Source organism: Zobellella taiwanensis (assembly GCF_003012795.1).
In the GTDB taxonomy this organism is placed as follows: domain Bacteria; phylum Pseudomonadota; class Gammaproteobacteria; order Enterobacterales; family Aeromonadaceae; genus Oceanimonas; species Oceanimonas taiwanensis.
Genome location: NZ_PXYH01000020.1, coordinates 54,641 through 67,384, shown reverse-complemented (window position 1 = coordinate 67,384; position 12,744 = coordinate 54,641). Strand labels below are relative to the sequence as shown.

Annotated in this window: 15 protein-coding genes; 13 read left to right on the top strand and 2 right to left on the bottom strand. The window is 60.8% G+C overall.

Translation table 11 applies throughout. From position 1 onward, the window contains the following. The 3 genes from C7I36_RS13570 to C7I36_RS13560 form a co-directional block, all read left to right on the top strand. Window positions 1-389, top strand: a 389-nt coding sequence (locus C7I36_RS13570) for an aconitase family protein (RefSeq protein WP_245880120.1), incomplete at its 5' end; no start/stop codon positions are given. Between the two features lie 152 nt (window positions 390-541). Further along, window positions 542-1,582: a sterol desaturase family protein gene (locus tag C7I36_RS13565; RefSeq protein WP_106454234.1), complete on the top strand. Its 1,041-nt coding sequence runs from the start codon at window positions 542-544 to the stop codon at window positions 1,580-1,582. 25 nt (window positions 1,583-1,607) lie between these two features. Further along, entirely contained in the window at window positions 1,608-1,964 is a 357-nt protein-coding gene (locus tag C7I36_RS13560) for a YacL family protein (protein WP_106454233.1), read from the top strand. A 31-nt stretch (window positions 1,965-1,995) separates the two neighbouring features. Here C7I36_RS13560 and arfB read toward each other — a convergent pair whose 3' ends face one another. Continuing rightward, complete coding sequence (arfB, locus tag C7I36_RS13555; RefSeq protein WP_106454238.1) at window positions 1,996-2,412, bottom strand: alternative ribosome rescue aminoacyl-tRNA hydrolase ArfB; 417 nt, start codon at window positions 2,410-2,412, stop codon at window positions 1,996-1,998. 177 nt (window positions 2,413-2,589) lie between these two features. Between arfB and C7I36_RS13550 the strand changes: the two genes are divergently transcribed. From C7I36_RS13550 to C7I36_RS13525, 6 genes are all read left to right on the top strand, one after another. Further along, on the top strand, window positions 2,590-2,928 hold the full coding sequence (locus C7I36_RS13550; RefSeq protein ID WP_094040211.1) for a P-II family nitrogen regulator: 339 nt from the start codon (window positions 2,590-2,592) through the stop codon (window positions 2,926-2,928). Window positions 2,929-2,943: 15 nt separating this feature from the next. Further along, window positions 2,944-4,170 carry an ammonium transporter gene (locus C7I36_RS13545; RefSeq protein ID WP_106454232.1) on the top strand — a complete coding sequence of 409 codons (1,227 nt, stop codon included), beginning with the start codon at window positions 2,944-2,946 and terminating at the stop codon, window positions 4,168-4,170. A gap of 224 nt (window positions 4,171-4,394) precedes the next feature. Next, window positions 4,395-5,408, top strand: a complete 1,014-nt coding sequence (locus tag C7I36_RS13540) for a Fe(3+) ABC transporter substrate-binding protein (RefSeq protein ID WP_425445050.1) — start codon at window positions 4,395-4,397, stop codon at window positions 5,406-5,408. A 34-nt stretch (window positions 5,409-5,442) separates the two neighbouring features. After that, complete coding sequence (locus C7I36_RS13535) at window positions 5,443-7,065, top strand: ABC transporter permease (protein WP_106454231.1); 1,623 nt, start codon at window positions 5,443-5,445, stop codon at window positions 7,063-7,065. Then, window positions 7,065-8,129 carry an ABC transporter ATP-binding protein gene (locus tag C7I36_RS13530; RefSeq protein WP_106454230.1) on the top strand — a complete coding sequence of 355 codons (1,065 nt, stop codon included), beginning with the start codon at window positions 7,065-7,067 and terminating at the stop codon, window positions 8,127-8,129. Before C7I36_RS13535 ends, C7I36_RS13530 begins: the two co-directional genes overlap by 1 nt. Window positions 8,130-8,234: 105 nt before the next feature. Beyond that, on the top strand, window positions 8,235-9,149 hold the full coding sequence (locus C7I36_RS13525; RefSeq protein ID WP_106454229.1) for a Dyp-type peroxidase: 915 nt from the start codon (window positions 8,235-8,237) through the stop codon (window positions 9,147-9,149). A 74-nt stretch (window positions 9,150-9,223) separates the two neighbouring features. On the opposite strand, the gene argR is transcribed toward C7I36_RS13525, so the two are convergent. Continuing rightward, window positions 9,224-9,724 carry a transcriptional regulator ArgR gene (gene argR / locus C7I36_RS13520; protein WP_219899657.1) on the bottom strand — a complete coding sequence of 167 codons (501 nt, stop codon included), beginning with the start codon at window positions 9,722-9,724 and terminating at the stop codon, window positions 9,224-9,226. Between the two features lie 133 nt (window positions 9,725-9,857). On the opposite strand from argR, the gene C7I36_RS13515 reads away from it, so the two are divergent. From C7I36_RS13515 to artM, 4 genes are read left to right on the top strand one after another with little or no spacing between them, the layout of a single operon-like run. Then, on the top strand, window positions 9,858-10,595 hold the full coding sequence (locus C7I36_RS13515) for an ATP-binding cassette domain-containing protein (RefSeq protein ID WP_106454228.1): 738 nt from the start codon (window positions 9,858-9,860) through the stop codon (window positions 10,593-10,595). 20 nt (window positions 10,596-10,615) lie between these two features. Continuing rightward, complete coding sequence (locus C7I36_RS13510; RefSeq protein ID WP_106454227.1) at window positions 10,616-11,356, top strand: transporter substrate-binding domain-containing protein; 741 nt, start codon at window positions 10,616-10,618, stop codon at window positions 11,354-11,356. Between the two features lies 1 nt (window position 11,357). After that, window positions 11,358-12,005, top strand: coding sequence for an arginine ABC transporter permease ArtQ (artQ, locus tag C7I36_RS13505; protein ID WP_106454226.1), 648 nt, complete (start codon window positions 11,358-11,360; stop codon window positions 12,003-12,005). Continuing rightward, window positions 11,998-12,675, top strand: a complete 678-nt coding sequence (gene artM, locus C7I36_RS13500) for an arginine ABC transporter permease ArtM (protein WP_106454225.1) — start codon at window positions 11,998-12,000, stop codon at window positions 12,673-12,675. The genes artQ and artM overlap by 8 nt, the downstream gene beginning before the upstream one ends. Window positions 12,676-12,744: the final 69 nt, after the last annotated feature.

Here is a 12,744-nt window from a genome sequence, read left to right as displayed (position 1 = left end):
TGGCCCCGCCCACCAAGATGGACAAGGATCAGCTCACCGCCGAAGGCTACTACGGTATCTTTGGCCGGGTCGGTGCCCGCATTGAGATCCCGGGCTGCTCCCTGTGTATGGGTAACCAGGCGCGGGTGGCGGACAACAGCACAGTGGTGTCCACCTCCACCCGTAACTTCCCCAACCGGCTGGGCAAGGGCGCCAACGTCTACCTGGCGTCCGCCGAGCTGGCGGCGGTGGCGGCGATCCACGGCAAGCTGCCGACGGTGGCGGAATACCAGGAATACGCCAAGGAGCTGAACGCCACGGCGGCGGACACCTACCGCTACCTGAACTTCGACAAGCTGGACAGCTACGTGGAGAAGGCCGATACCCTGATCTTCCAGCAAGCGGTGTAACCAAACGCCATTCGTACAAAAACCGGCCTCAGGGCCGGTTTTTTTATGGGGTACAGGTGTGCCTGTATGGAAATGGAATTGATAGTGATTTTCCTTTGGAATTTCGTCCGCGTGGTGCCATGGCGGCATTTTTTCGATGGACGATAAGTGGTATGGAACAAATAGCAGTGCTGGCCGACATCCTCCACAGCCAGATCTGGTTGCCCGTCTGGCACAAGTTTATTGGTTTGTTCGATCTGAATGGGCGTATGGGGATCCTCTTTCTGGGGATCTCCGGGCTGGTGGCCTATGGGGTGTTCCACTGGCACCGGCGCCGGGGATATACGCAGGCGGGCACTTTCTGGAGCTATCTGGGCGGCAGGCGCGTTTGGTGGCATGCTTCCGCCCGTCTTGACTATCAGTACTATTTCGTCAGGGCGCTGCTGCATGTGGCTGTGGTGGCGCCCTTGCTGGTTTGGCTGGATCCTTACCTGCTCCATTCGGCAGAGGTCACTGCCGGACTCTCTCAATGGTGGGGCGAGCGGCCCTGGCGGGGGGAGGGGGCCGGTCTGATGCTGGGCTATGGACTGGGCGCCTTCCTGGTTGCCGACCTTGTACATTACTGGGTGCACAGGGCCTTCCACGGCCGCTGGCTGTGGGAATTTCACAAGGTGCACCATTCTGCCACCGTCATGGTGCCGCCCACGGCCAGCCGCATTCATATCGTGGAGAAGCTGGCCGAGAAGCTGTGCAAGGGCACGGCGCTGGCGCTGTTTGCCGGCCTGTTCTTCTACTTGAGCGGTGGCAAGGTGAGCAAATACACCCTGTTCGGCGTGAGTTATATGACGCTGCTGTTCAACTCGCTCGCGGCTAACTTGCGCCATACCCATGTCTGGTTGTCGTTCGGCCCGGTGATCGAACACCTGATCAACAGCCCGGCCCAGCACCAGATCCATCACAGCCGGGATCCGCGTCATTTCAATCACAACTTTGGCACCAACCTGTCAATCTGGGACTGGATGTTCGGTACCCTCTATGTGACCACTTCCCGCCCTGAGCCGCTGGCGTTCGGCGTGGGAGAGAAAGACAACCTGCGCTATCAGCGGATGAGTACCTTGATCCTGCGGCCATTCTGGGTAACCGGCCTCAAAGTGTGGCGTGCCCTGCAAGGACGGCTCCCGTCTGTTCGCTCCGCGCGCAGGCGGGTAGAATAGCGTTCTTTTTTACGGGTATTCACTGATGGACTTTGAGTTTTTCCGGGATTTGAACGGAGCCTGCCGCGCACGTTGTTCCATGGGCCACGAGGCCTTCGGCCAGTGGCTGACCGACGAGGTGAGCCCGGCCGAAGCCGATGCGCTGCTTGGGGTGATCGCCGAGCTGGAAGGCGGCCTGCGGGAAGAATATCGTAAGGTCTACGCCGAGTTCACCCTGTTGCTGGGTAAGGATGAGGCCGAACTTGCCGCCCATACCCTGGCCTTTTCCGGCGATGAACTGGAAGAGGGTATGGCCTACTACGATGACGAGCTGTTTGCCGGCTGCGGCCTGGACGATCTGGCCCGGGTGCTGGAGCAATGGCGGGCGTTTATTCAGGCTTGAAGCTATCAGCTTCCCGCATCAGGCTTCCCGCTTACAGCTTGACCTTCCCCCGTCCGCTCTTGATTTTTCCCCTGTGGGTTTTGCTGTCGGTGCGCTTGGTCTTTGCCGCCTTGCTGGGTTTGGTCGCCCGGCGCACCTTGATGGGGCGGCCCGCCTGCTGCAACAGTGCCACCAGGGCGGCCCTGGCGGCTTCCTTGTTCATCAGCTGGCTGCGTTCGCTTTCCACTCTGATCAATATCATGCCGCTGGGCAGGATACGGTGATCCCTCATCGCCGCCAGTGCCTGCTTGTAGTTGTCGGGCAGGCTGGGGCTGCTGGCGTAATCAAAGCGCAGTTGCACCGCCGAGTCGGTCTTGTTGACGTGCTGGCCGCCGGGGCCGCCTGCGCGCATGGTCAGGAATTCCAGTTCCTGTTCCGGGATCCGAACCCGGGCAGAGATGTCCAGCATGGGGCTTTCCTCTGCACCATCTTGGTGCCTGATGCTCAAAGTCTGCACCACCATAACATCCCACCCCCGGTCATTACCACCTTTCTATATTCAAGTCATTGAATTTAAAGAAATAAAAAGTTGGCACAAAGCTTGTTTATAGCTAACTGTCTCAGGCTTAAAACACGGGAGTTAGCCATGAAAATGATCTGCGCCATTATCAAACCGTTCAAACTCGACGATGTGCGCTCGGCCCTGGCCGAGGTGGGCATCGACGGCATGACGGTGTCGGAAGTGAAGGGATTCGGCCGTCAGAAGGGGCATACCGAGTTGTATCGGGGGGCCGAGTATACCGTGGATTTCCTGCCCAAAATCAAGCTGGAAATCGCCACCCAGTCCGATCAGGTGGAGCGGGTGATCGAGGCCATCTCGGAGACCGCCTATACCGGCAAGATCGGCGACGGCAAGATTTTTGTATTTGACCTGCTGCAAACCGTGCGGATCCGCACCGGCGAGCGCGATGTGGAAGCGATTTAAGCGAGGGAAAGCACCATGGATGTACTGACCGAAATGAAATTCGCCCTGGATACCTTTTACTTTCTGATATCCGGTGTGCTGGTGATGTGGATGGCGGCCGGGTTCGCCATGCTGGAGGCGGGCCTGGTGAGGGCCAAGAACACCACCGAGATCCTGACCAAGAATATACTGCTGTTCGCCATCGCCTGTACCATGTACCTGCTGGTGGGCTACCACATCATGTATGTGGACAACGCCGAAGGCGGCTGGCTGCCGAGCCTGGGCGGCCTGATTGGCAGCCCCTCAGAGGGCGCGGATCACGCCCTGGAGTCGGATTTCTTCTTCCAGGTGGTGTTTGTGGCGACCGCCATGTCCATCGTCTCCGGGGCCGTGGCCGAGCGTATGAAGCTGTGGGCTTTTCTGGCCTTTTCGGTGGTGCTGACCGGCTTTATCTATCCGCTGGAAGGCTACTGGACCTGGGGTGGCGGCTTCCTGTCCGAATGGGGCTTCAGTGACTTCGCCGGCTCCGGCATAGTGCACATGGCCGGTGCCGCCGCCGCCCTGGCCGGGGTGCTGCTGCTGGGAGCCCGCAAGGGCAAATACGGCAAGAACGGCGAGATCCACCCTATCCCCGGTTCCAACATGCCGCTGGCGACCCTGGGCACCTTTATCCTGTGGATGGGCTGGTTCGGTTTCAACGGCGGTTCCCAGCTGCTGGTGTCCGACGTGGAAAACGCCACCGCCGTGGCCAAGATTTTCGTCAACACCAATGCCGCCGCCGCCGCCGGCGCCATCGGCGCCCTGCTGGTGACCAAGATGACCTGGGGCAAGGCGGATCTGACCATGATCCTCAACGGCGCCCTGGCCGGCCTGGTGGCCATTACCGCCGATCCGCTGTCTCCCGGCCACCTGTGGGCGGCCTGTATCGGCCTGCTGGCCGGTGTGCTGGTGGTCTACGCCATCGTCAGCCTGGACAAGCTGCGTATCGACGACCCCGTGGGCGCCATCTCGGTACACGGTGTGTGCGGCATCTTCGGCCTGCTGCTGGTGCCGGTGGCCAACGAGGACGCTTCCCTGTGGGCCCAACTGGCCGGTATAGTGGTCATCGGTGCCTGGGTGTTCTGCGCCAGTCTGCTGGTGTGGTATCTGCTCAAGCAGGTGATGGGCATTCGGGTCAGCGAAGAGGAAGAGAGGTCCGGCATGGACATGATCGACTGCGGCATCGATGCCTACCCCGAGTTCGTGACCGTAAAACAGAACTGATTTTCAACGACTTGACGAGGCTGCCGAGCCTGGTTTTGGGAGACCCCCGGGTCTCCCTTTTTTCGTTTTCCTTGATTGGGCGCATGGACAGCCGGGCGGTATTCAGTGTCCTTATTGCGGATGTAAATTTTTATTATTTAGATGAAGGTTGGTTATTGATTCCGCTCGTCGTCCCGGTATACTGCCAAACGTTAATTATTCTCACTCAACCAAAGGGAATCTGGATGATGTCCAAGAAGTTCTTCCTGTCCGCCGCCGCTCTGCTGGTCTCCAGCTTTACCGCTCAGGCTTTTGCCGAAGAAGTGAATGTTTACTCCAATCGTCAGGACTTCCTGATCAAGCCGATTGTGGACGAGTTCACCAAGGAAACCGGTATCCAGGTCAACCTGGTCAATATTCCCGATGGCCTGGGCGAGCGCCTGGAGCGGGAAGGCCGCCTGTCGCCGGCGGATCTGGTGCTGACCGTGGACATCAGCCGGCTGATGGACGTAGTGGACAAGGATCTGACCCAGCCTCTGGACAACGCCGTGCTGGAAGAGAACATCCCCGCCCAGTACCGCGATGCGGACGGCAAGTGGTTCGCCCTGACCACCCGCGCCCGCGTGGTTTACAGCTCCGCCGAACGGGTGGGCAAGACCGACGTGACCTATGAAGAGCTGGCCGATCCCAAGTACAAGGGCAAGATTTGTACCCGCAGCGGCAAGCATCCCTACAACGTGGCCCTGACCGCCGCCATGATCGCCGAGCACGGCAGCGAGTACACCAAGCAGTGGCTCGAGGGACTCAAGGCCAATCTGGCCCAGAAGCCCCAGGGCGGAGACCGGGACCAGGTCAAGGCCATCCGTGACGGCGTGTGCGACTATGCCCTGGGCAACAGCTACTACTATGGTGCCATGCTCAACAACGAAGAGCAGCGCGCCTGGGCCGAGGCCGCCGTGGTTAACTTCCCCAACCAGGCGGATCGCGGTACCCACGTGAACATTTCCGCCGTGGCCCTGACCAAGCATGCCAAGAACAAGGATGCCGCGGTCAAGCTGATGGAATACCTGGTCAGCGATGACGCCCAGCACCTGTACGCCTCCCTCAACCACGAATATCCGGTCAAGCCGGGCGTGGCGCCTTCCGAGCTGGTGAAGAGCTGGGGTGAGTACAAGGCCGACAGCCTGCCGCTGACCGACGTCGCAAAACATGCAAAAGAAGCCATCCAATTGATGGACGAAGTGCAATACGATCTGTAAAAAGACGGGGGTGCGCCCCCGTTTTGAGTTGTAAATGAAAAGACTTGGTTGGACAGTCAGCAGTTGGGGCCTGGCCCTGTTGCTGACTTTGCCTATTCTGGCCCTGGTTATCGAGGCGCTGTTACCCGCAGAGGACATTTTCCGTCACCTGTGGAATACCGTGCTTCCCACCTATATCCACAATACCTTCTGGCTGGTACTGCTGGTGCTGGGCTTCAGCCTGATCTGCGGCGTGCCCGCGGCCTGGCTGATGGCCATGTGCGAGCTGCCCGGCAAGCGCTGGCTGCAGTGGGCGCTGATCCTGCCCCTGGCCATGCCTTCCTATATCGTCGCCTTTGTCTACACCGACCTGCTCGATTACTCGGGACCCCTGCAACTGGCGCTGCGCGATATCTTTGGCTGGCAATCCGCCGCCGATTATTATTTCCCGCCCATCCGCAGCCTGGGCGGCGCCGCCCTGGTGCTGGGGCTGGTGTTGTATCCCTATGTTTACCTGCTGGCCCGCACCGCCTTCCTGGAACAGTCCACCAGTTTGATCCAGTCCAGCCGGTTGCTCGGCTGCACGCCCTGGCAAAGCTTCAAGCGGGTCAGCCTGCCCCTGGCGCGGCCCTCCATTGCCGTGGGGCTGTCGCTGGTGGCGATGGAAACCCTGGCCGACTTCGGTACCGTCAAGTTTTTTGCGGTCAATACCCTGACCACGGCGGTATACGATACCTGGCTCGGCTACGGCAGCCTCAACGCCGCCGCCAAAATTGCCGCCATCATGCTGCTGGTGGTCATGGTGCTGCTCAGCCTGGAGCGGATGAGCCGCAAGCGCCAGCAGGTATTCCAGAAAAACATGGGCCACGAACAATCCTGCGGCTACCGGCTGACGGGCCCGGCCCGGCTGGGCGCCCTGCTGTTCTGCTGGAGCCTGGTGCTGTTCGGCTTTTTGCTGCCCTTTGTGATCCTCGGCTATCATGCGGTCAATTATTTCGATCAGGCCTGGAATGCCCGTTTCTTTGAATACAGCTTCAACAGCCTGTGGCTGTCGGCGCTGGTGGCGGTGGTGGCGCTGGCGGTGGCGCTGCTGCTGGGCATGACCCACAGGTTGAGGGGCAAACCCCATACTGCCATGCCCCTGCGCCTGGCCTCCATGGGCTATGCCCTGCCCGGCACCGTGCTGGCCATTGGCGTACTGGTGCCGCTCACCGGGCTGGATTTTGCCATCAACGACCTGGCCCTGTGGCTGGGGCTGGCCGAGCCGGGCCTGGTGTTTACCGGTACCATGACCGCCATCGCCTTTGGTTACCTGGTCCGGTTCGGCGCCATGGCGGTGGGGGCGGTGGAAAGCAGCATCAACAAGGTGTCGCCCTCCCTCGACATGGTGACCCAGACCATGGGCTACGGCCCCGGCGCCATGATCATGAAGGTGCACATGCCGCTGATCCGCAAGGGCATGCTGGCCGGCGCCCTGCTGGTGTTTATCGAGTGCATGAAGGAACTGCCGGCGGCGCTGCTGCTGCGGCCCTTCAATTTCCAGACCCTGGCGACCTACGTATATCAGTTCGTGTCCGACGAGCAGCTTGAGCGGGGGGCCCTGCCCGCCATAGTGATAGTGCTGGTTGGCCTGGTCCCGCTGATTTTCTTGAACCGATCACTGGAGCAGCATCACTGATGGCGGCATTGGATGTAAACGGCATTCGCTGTAGCTACAACGGCAAACCGGTACTGGACAACCTCTCGCTCCGGGTGGCCGAAAACGAGATCATGTGCCTGCTGGGCGCCAGCGGCTGTGGCAAGACCACCCTGCTGAAGGCGGTGGCCGGGCTGCTGCCGGTTACCGAGGGCGAGATCTTTATCCATGGGCACAGGGTTAACGGCGATGACGTGGCGGTCGTGCCGGAGCTGCGCAATATTGGCATGATCTTCCAGGACTATGCCCTTTTTCCCCATATGAACGTGGCCAGCAACGTGGCCTTCGGGCTGCAGAACAAGGAGCGCGACAAGGCCCTTATCCGCTCCCGGGTGGAGGAAGCGCTGGAGCTGGTCAACCTGGCGGAGCTGGGAGACCGCTATCCGCACCAGTTGTCGGGGGGCCAGCAGCAGCGGGTGGCCATCGCCCGGGCGCTGATTTGCCGGCCCCGGCTGATGCTGCTGGACGAGCCGTTTTCCAATATCGACACCCAGGTCCGCATGCGCCTGATCGGCGAGATCCGCGGCTTGCTCAAGGATCAGGGCATCAGCGCCATCTTCGTGACCCACAGCAAGGAAGAAGCCTTCGCCTTTTCCGACCGGCTGGCCCTGTTCCGTGCCGGCCATATCGAGCAGGTGGGCCGCCCCCAGACCTTATACCAGCATCCAGAGAGCCGCTTTGTGGCCGATTTCCTGGGGTTGGCCAACTATGTGCCGGCGACTGTTCTCGACAGCCGCACCCTGATGACCGCCATGGGGCCCATCGCCAGCCAGGCTGCCATCCAGGCCGAACCGGGCACGCCTGGCCAGTTGCTGTTGCGCCCGCGCCAGATCCAGCTGTCGCTTGCCGAGCAGGGTAACGGCCGGGTGCTGGAGCAGCAGTTTCTCGGCGCCCATACCCGCTGCCTGGTGGAATGCCAGGGACTCCGGCTCGAGGTGAGCATCAATGAGCCCTTGCCGGCGGTGAGCCAGGTCAGCGTAGGCGTGGCACCCCATGCCCTGACCTTTTTTCCCGACAACCGGCAGGGCCAGCGCGCCGTAGCATGAGAAGGCCGGAGCCGGGGATTTGGGATTGGGGACTATAATCCCGAGTCCCGAGTCCCGAATTTTCCCGTTATACTGGGCTATTCCCTATCACCGAGAGAGCAGGCGATGACAGCACAAGCCGGCATTTGCGCCGAATCCAATCTTCACGCTTATTACCTGATGTTCGATGTCTTGCCTGGCCAGGAAGCGGCGGCGCGCTCGGCCCTGGCCAAAACCCCGGCCCTGTGGCGGGAACTGACCCAGGGCTATCCCGACGCCGCCTTCTCCGGGCTGGTGGCGGTCGGTGACCGGGTTTGGGACCGGCTTTACCCCCGGGCCCGCCCGAGTGAGCTGGTGCCTTTCCCGGCCCAGTTGCAGGGCAAGCGCAGTGCTCCCGAAACCCCCTTCGATCTGTTTTTTCAGCTGCGGGCCGACCGCCTGGACGTGGCCTATATCGCCGTGCAACGGGTGATGGCCCTGCTGGCCGGGCGGGCGGAGCTGAAGTATGAGCGGCAGGGCTTCCGCTACCTGGACTGTCGCGATTTTACCGGTTTTGTCGATGGTACCGAAAATCCCCAGGGCGAGCACAGGGCCGAGGTGGCACTGGTGGCCGAAGGCCCCTTCGCCGATGGCAGCTATGTCCATGTGCAGCATTACCGGCACAATATGGCCAAATGGCAGCGGCTGTCGGTGCCGTCCCAGGAGGATGTGTACGGCCGCACCAAGGTCGAGAACATTGAGTACGACTCGGACAAGAAGCCGCCCACCGCCCACACCAAGCGTACCAGCCTGAAGGATGAAGCGGGCAACAGCCTGGAGATACTGCGCCAGAGCATGCCCTGGGGCACGGCCGCCGAGCAGGGCCTGGTGTTTATTTCCTGTTGCCATACCCCGCGCCACTTTACCCGTATGCTCGACAGCATGTTCCAGGCCGACGGGGCGGGGCACTTCGATCACCTGACGCTGTTCACCCAGGCCGAAACCGGCTCGGCGTTTTTCGCACCCTCACTGGAATGGCTGGTTAAAAGCGGCGAGCTGTAACCGGGGACTTGAGAGCAGGGATTGGGGACTTGGGATCGGGGACTGTACCCCAGTCCCCAATCCCTAATCCCGATTTAGACGTACTGCTCGAACAGCTCCAGCACGCTCTGGAACAGATCCTCTATGGGGGTATCCTTGGTGGGGGTGATGAAGATGGTGTCATCGCCGGCGATGGTGCCGAGAATGCCTTCGGCCTTGCCCAGGGAGTCGAGCATGCGGGCGATCAGCTGGGCCGCGCCGGGACTGGTGTGGATCACGATAAGGGCGCTGTTGTGACCCACGTCCAGCACCAGGTTCTTCAACTGGCTGCTGGAGGTGGGAACCCCGAGTTCGACCGGCAGGCAATAGACCATTTCCATCTTGGCGTTGCGGGTACGCACGGCGCCGAATTTGCTCAGCATGCGGGAGACTTTGGACTGGTTGATATTGTCAAATCCCAGATCCTGCAGTGCGCTGACGATCTCGGCCTGGGAGCCGAAGCGCTCTTCCTTGAGCAGGGCCTTGAAGGCCTTGATCAGTTGTTCTTGCTTTTCGTTCATTTTTTGCAGTCGACTGAGGGTGGTTGAGTGGGGCATATTGTCTATCCGTGGCGGGTTTTTATCAAGGAATAGTCATTTATCTTGCATAAAGATGCAAAATTAGCTTGCATTAACAACAATGCAAAATAAAATCAGCCGAACACTCTGACAGATGATGTGAACATAGCGCATGGGCATAGAATTCAGCGGCATTTGCAAGTCCTGGGCTGGTCAGGAAATTTTAAGCCAGGTTTCGCTCAAATGCGATGCCGGAGAGACATTGGTGCTGCTCGGGCCCAGTGGTGCAGGAAAAAGTTCTTTACTGCGGCTGCTGAACCTGTTGGATATTCCGGATGCCGGCACCCTGACCATAGCGGGTGAGCAGTTTTCCTTTCCCGACCCGCAGCCGTCCAGGCTGCAGAAGCGCGCACAACAGCTGCGCTGCAAGGTAGGCATGGTATTTCAGCAGTATCATCTGTGGCCGCACCTGACGGTGGAACAGAACCTGATGGAAGCCCCCCTCAAGGTGCTGGGCATGGACCGGGAGCAAGCCCGGGATAAAGCCGGCTACCTGCTTGCCCAGCTCAAGCTGGCCGACAAGCGCCAGGCCTGGCCCGGATCCCTGTCCGGTGGCCAGCAGCAGCGGGTGGCCATCGCCCGGGCGCTGATGATGAATCCCGAGGTGCTGCTGTTCGACGAGCCGACGGCGGCACTGGATCCGGAGATCACCAAGGAAGTGGCGGAAATTATTCTGCAACTGGGAAAAACCGGCATCACCCAGGTGATCGTCACCCACGAGGTCGGCTTTGCCCGCCGGGTGGCGACCAAGGTCGCCTATCTGGAGCAGGGGCGCCTGGTGGAATATGGCGATGCCTCCCTGCTCGATCATCCCCAGACCCGGCGTCTGGCGGAATTTCTGACTCATTGACTGTGATTAAGGACGTGACCATGAAGAAATCCCTGTTGTCTCTGGCCATGCTGGCCGCCCTGGGCAGCAACGCCGCCCTCGCCGAAGAAGTAAAGTTCGTGACCAACGCCGCCTATCCGCCGTTCGAGTTTGTGGACGAAAACAATGAAATGCAGGGCTTCGACATCGACCTGGCCAAGGCCTTGTGCGCCGTGGCCGAACTGGAGTGCAGCTTCCACAACCAGGCTTTCGACAGCCTGATCCCCAGCCTCAAGTTCCGTCGCTATCATGCCGCCATCGCCGCCATGGACGTCACCCCGGAGCGGGCCGAACAGGTGGACTTCAGCGACATCTACTACGAAAACTCGGCGGTATTCGTGGCGCCCCAGGGCAAGTTCGCCAGCCTGGACGACCTGCTGAGCCAGACTGTGGGCGTGCAGAACGGCACCTCCCACCAGAAATACATCCAGGACAAGCTGGAAGGCGAAGGGCTTAAGTCCCGGCCCTACCAGAGTGTACAGGATGCCTTGCTGGACATGACCAACGGCCGGCTGGAAGCGGTGTTTGCCGATACCGCCGTGGTGGGCGAGTGGCTGGCCAAGACCGAAGGCTATGAAGTGGTGGGCGAGGCCATTGCCGACGACAATTATTTCGGCACCGGTTTCGGCATTGCCGTCACCAAGGGCAACCAGGAGCTGCTCGACAAGCTGAACCAGGGGCTGGCCGAGCTCAAGGCCAACGGCACCTACGACAGCCTCTACGGCAAGTACTTCCCCCAGTAACATGATGACCCATCTGTTTAATGCCGCCCTGATGACCCTGGGGCTGGCATTGGTATCGCTGGCGGCCGGCCTGGTGCTGGCCGTCTTGTTGTGCGGTGCCGAGATGAGCCGGTCGGCGCTGCTGCGCTGGCCGGCATCGATACTGACCACGGTATTGCGCGGCCTGCCCGAAATTCTGGTGGTGTTCTTTATTTATTTCGGCTCCACCCACCTGTTGTTTCTGCTCACCGGCCAATACCTGGAGTTCAGCCCCTTCTGGTGCGGGGTGACGGCGTTGTCGCTGTTGTTTGCCGCCTATGCCGCCCAGACCCTGCGTGGCGCGCTGAACGCGGTTTCCCGGGGGCAGCGCCAGGCCGCCCAGGCTCTGGGGTTGCCGCCGCTGTATACCTTTTTTCGTATCGTGCTGCCCCAGACCTGGCGCCACGCCCTGCCGGGGCTGGGTAACCAGTGGCTGATCCTGCTGAAGGACACCGCCCTGGTATCACTTATCGGGGTACACGACCTCATGTACCAGGCCAAGTCGGTGGCGGCCAGCACCTATCAGCCCTTCACCTGGTACGGTATCGCCGCCCTGATTTACCTGGCGATTACCGTGCTCAGCCAGCAGGGGCTGAAGCGGCTGCAGGGGAGGGTAACCCGCTATGACTAAGTGGCTCGACTACCTGCCGACCCTGTTGCAGGGGCTGGAAATTACCCTGACCATCACTTTTGCCGGCCTGCTGCTGGGGCTGTTCATTGCGCTCGGGCTGACCTGGATCCTGGATCGCCGGGTGCCGGTGCTGGCCCAGTTGGCGGAAGGCTACCTGCTGTTGCTGACCGGTACCCCGCTGCTGGTGCAGATTTTCCTGGTCTACTACGGCCCGGCCCAGTTCGACTGGGTAAAGCAAAGCTGGGCCTGGACCTATCTGCGCGAGCCCATGTTCTGCGCCATACTGGCGCTTGGCATGAATGCCGGTGCCTATACCTGCCGGCTGTTCAAGGGCGCCCTGGATGCGGTGCCCAGGGGCGAGACCCTGGCCTGCCAGGCGCTCGGCATGAGTGAGTGGCAGACCCTCAGCGTCAAGCTGCGCCATGCGGCGCGGCGGGTGATACCGGCCTATTCCAACGAGGTGGTGCTGGTGCTCAAGGGCAGCTCCCTGGCCAGTACCATCAGCATTATGGAGATCATGGGGCTGGCCCAGCGGATCAATGGCCAGACCTACGACACCCTGACGGTGTTCGGCGTGGCCGGCGGGATTTACCTGCTGATGAATGGCCTGCTGACCTGGCTTTTCCGCCTGCTGGAACGCCGAGCCCTGGCTTTTCAGCAGCAGGGGTGAGGGAGCCGTGCTGGCTCACAGAACCACAGATTCAATCGGCTTGGGCATTGTCTTTCCATGGCGGTTTCG

Excerpts from the sequence above, each read along its gene's own strand:
- C7I36_RS13535 (WP_106454231.1), top strand. The coding sequence starts at position 5,443 with ATGAAAAGACTTGGTTGGACAGTCAGCAGTTGGGGCCTGGCCCTGTTG.
- C7I36_RS13545 (WP_106454232.1), top strand. The coding sequence starts at position 2,944 with ATGGATGTACTGACCGAAATGAAATTCGCCCTGGATACCTTTTACTTT.
- C7I36_RS13515 (WP_106454228.1), top strand. The coding sequence starts at position 9,858 with ATGGGCATAGAATTCAGCGGCATTTGCAAGTCCTGGGCTGGTCAGGAA.
- C7I36_RS13525 (WP_106454229.1), top strand. The coding sequence starts at position 8,235 with ATGACAGCACAAGCCGGCATTTGCGCCGAATCCAATCTTCACGCTTAT.
- artM (WP_106454225.1), top strand. The coding sequence starts at position 11,998 with ATGACTAAGTGGCTCGACTACCTGCCGACCCTGTTGCAGGGGCTGGAA.
- C7I36_RS13565 (WP_106454234.1), top strand. The coding sequence starts at position 542 with ATGGAACAAATAGCAGTGCTGGCCGACATCCTCCACAGCCAGATCTGG.
- C7I36_RS13510 (WP_106454227.1), top strand. The coding sequence starts at position 10,616 with ATGAAGAAATCCCTGTTGTCTCTGGCCATGCTGGCCGCCCTGGGCAGC.
- C7I36_RS13550 (WP_094040211.1), top strand. The coding sequence starts at position 2,590 with ATGAAAATGATCTGCGCCATTATCAAACCGTTCAAACTCGACGATGTG.
- C7I36_RS13530 (WP_106454230.1), top strand. The coding sequence starts at position 7,065 with ATGGCGGCATTGGATGTAAACGGCATTCGCTGTAGCTACAACGGCAAA.
- C7I36_RS13560 (WP_106454233.1), top strand. The coding sequence starts at position 1,608 with ATGGACTTTGAGTTTTTCCGGGATTTGAACGGAGCCTGCCGCGCACGT.
- artQ (WP_106454226.1), top strand. The coding sequence starts at position 11,358 with ATGATGACCCATCTGTTTAATGCCGCCCTGATGACCCTGGGGCTGGCA.
- arfB (WP_106454238.1), bottom strand. The coding sequence starts at position 2,412 with ATGCTGGACATCTCTGCCCGGGTTCGGATCCCGGAACAGGAACTGGAA.
- C7I36_RS13540 (WP_425445050.1), top strand. The coding sequence starts at position 4,395 with ATGATGTCCAAGAAGTTCTTCCTGTCCGCCGCCGCTCTGCTGGTCTCC.
- argR (WP_219899657.1), bottom strand. The coding sequence starts at position 9,724 with ATGCCCCACTCAACCACCCTCAGTCGACTGCAAAAAATGAACGAAAAG.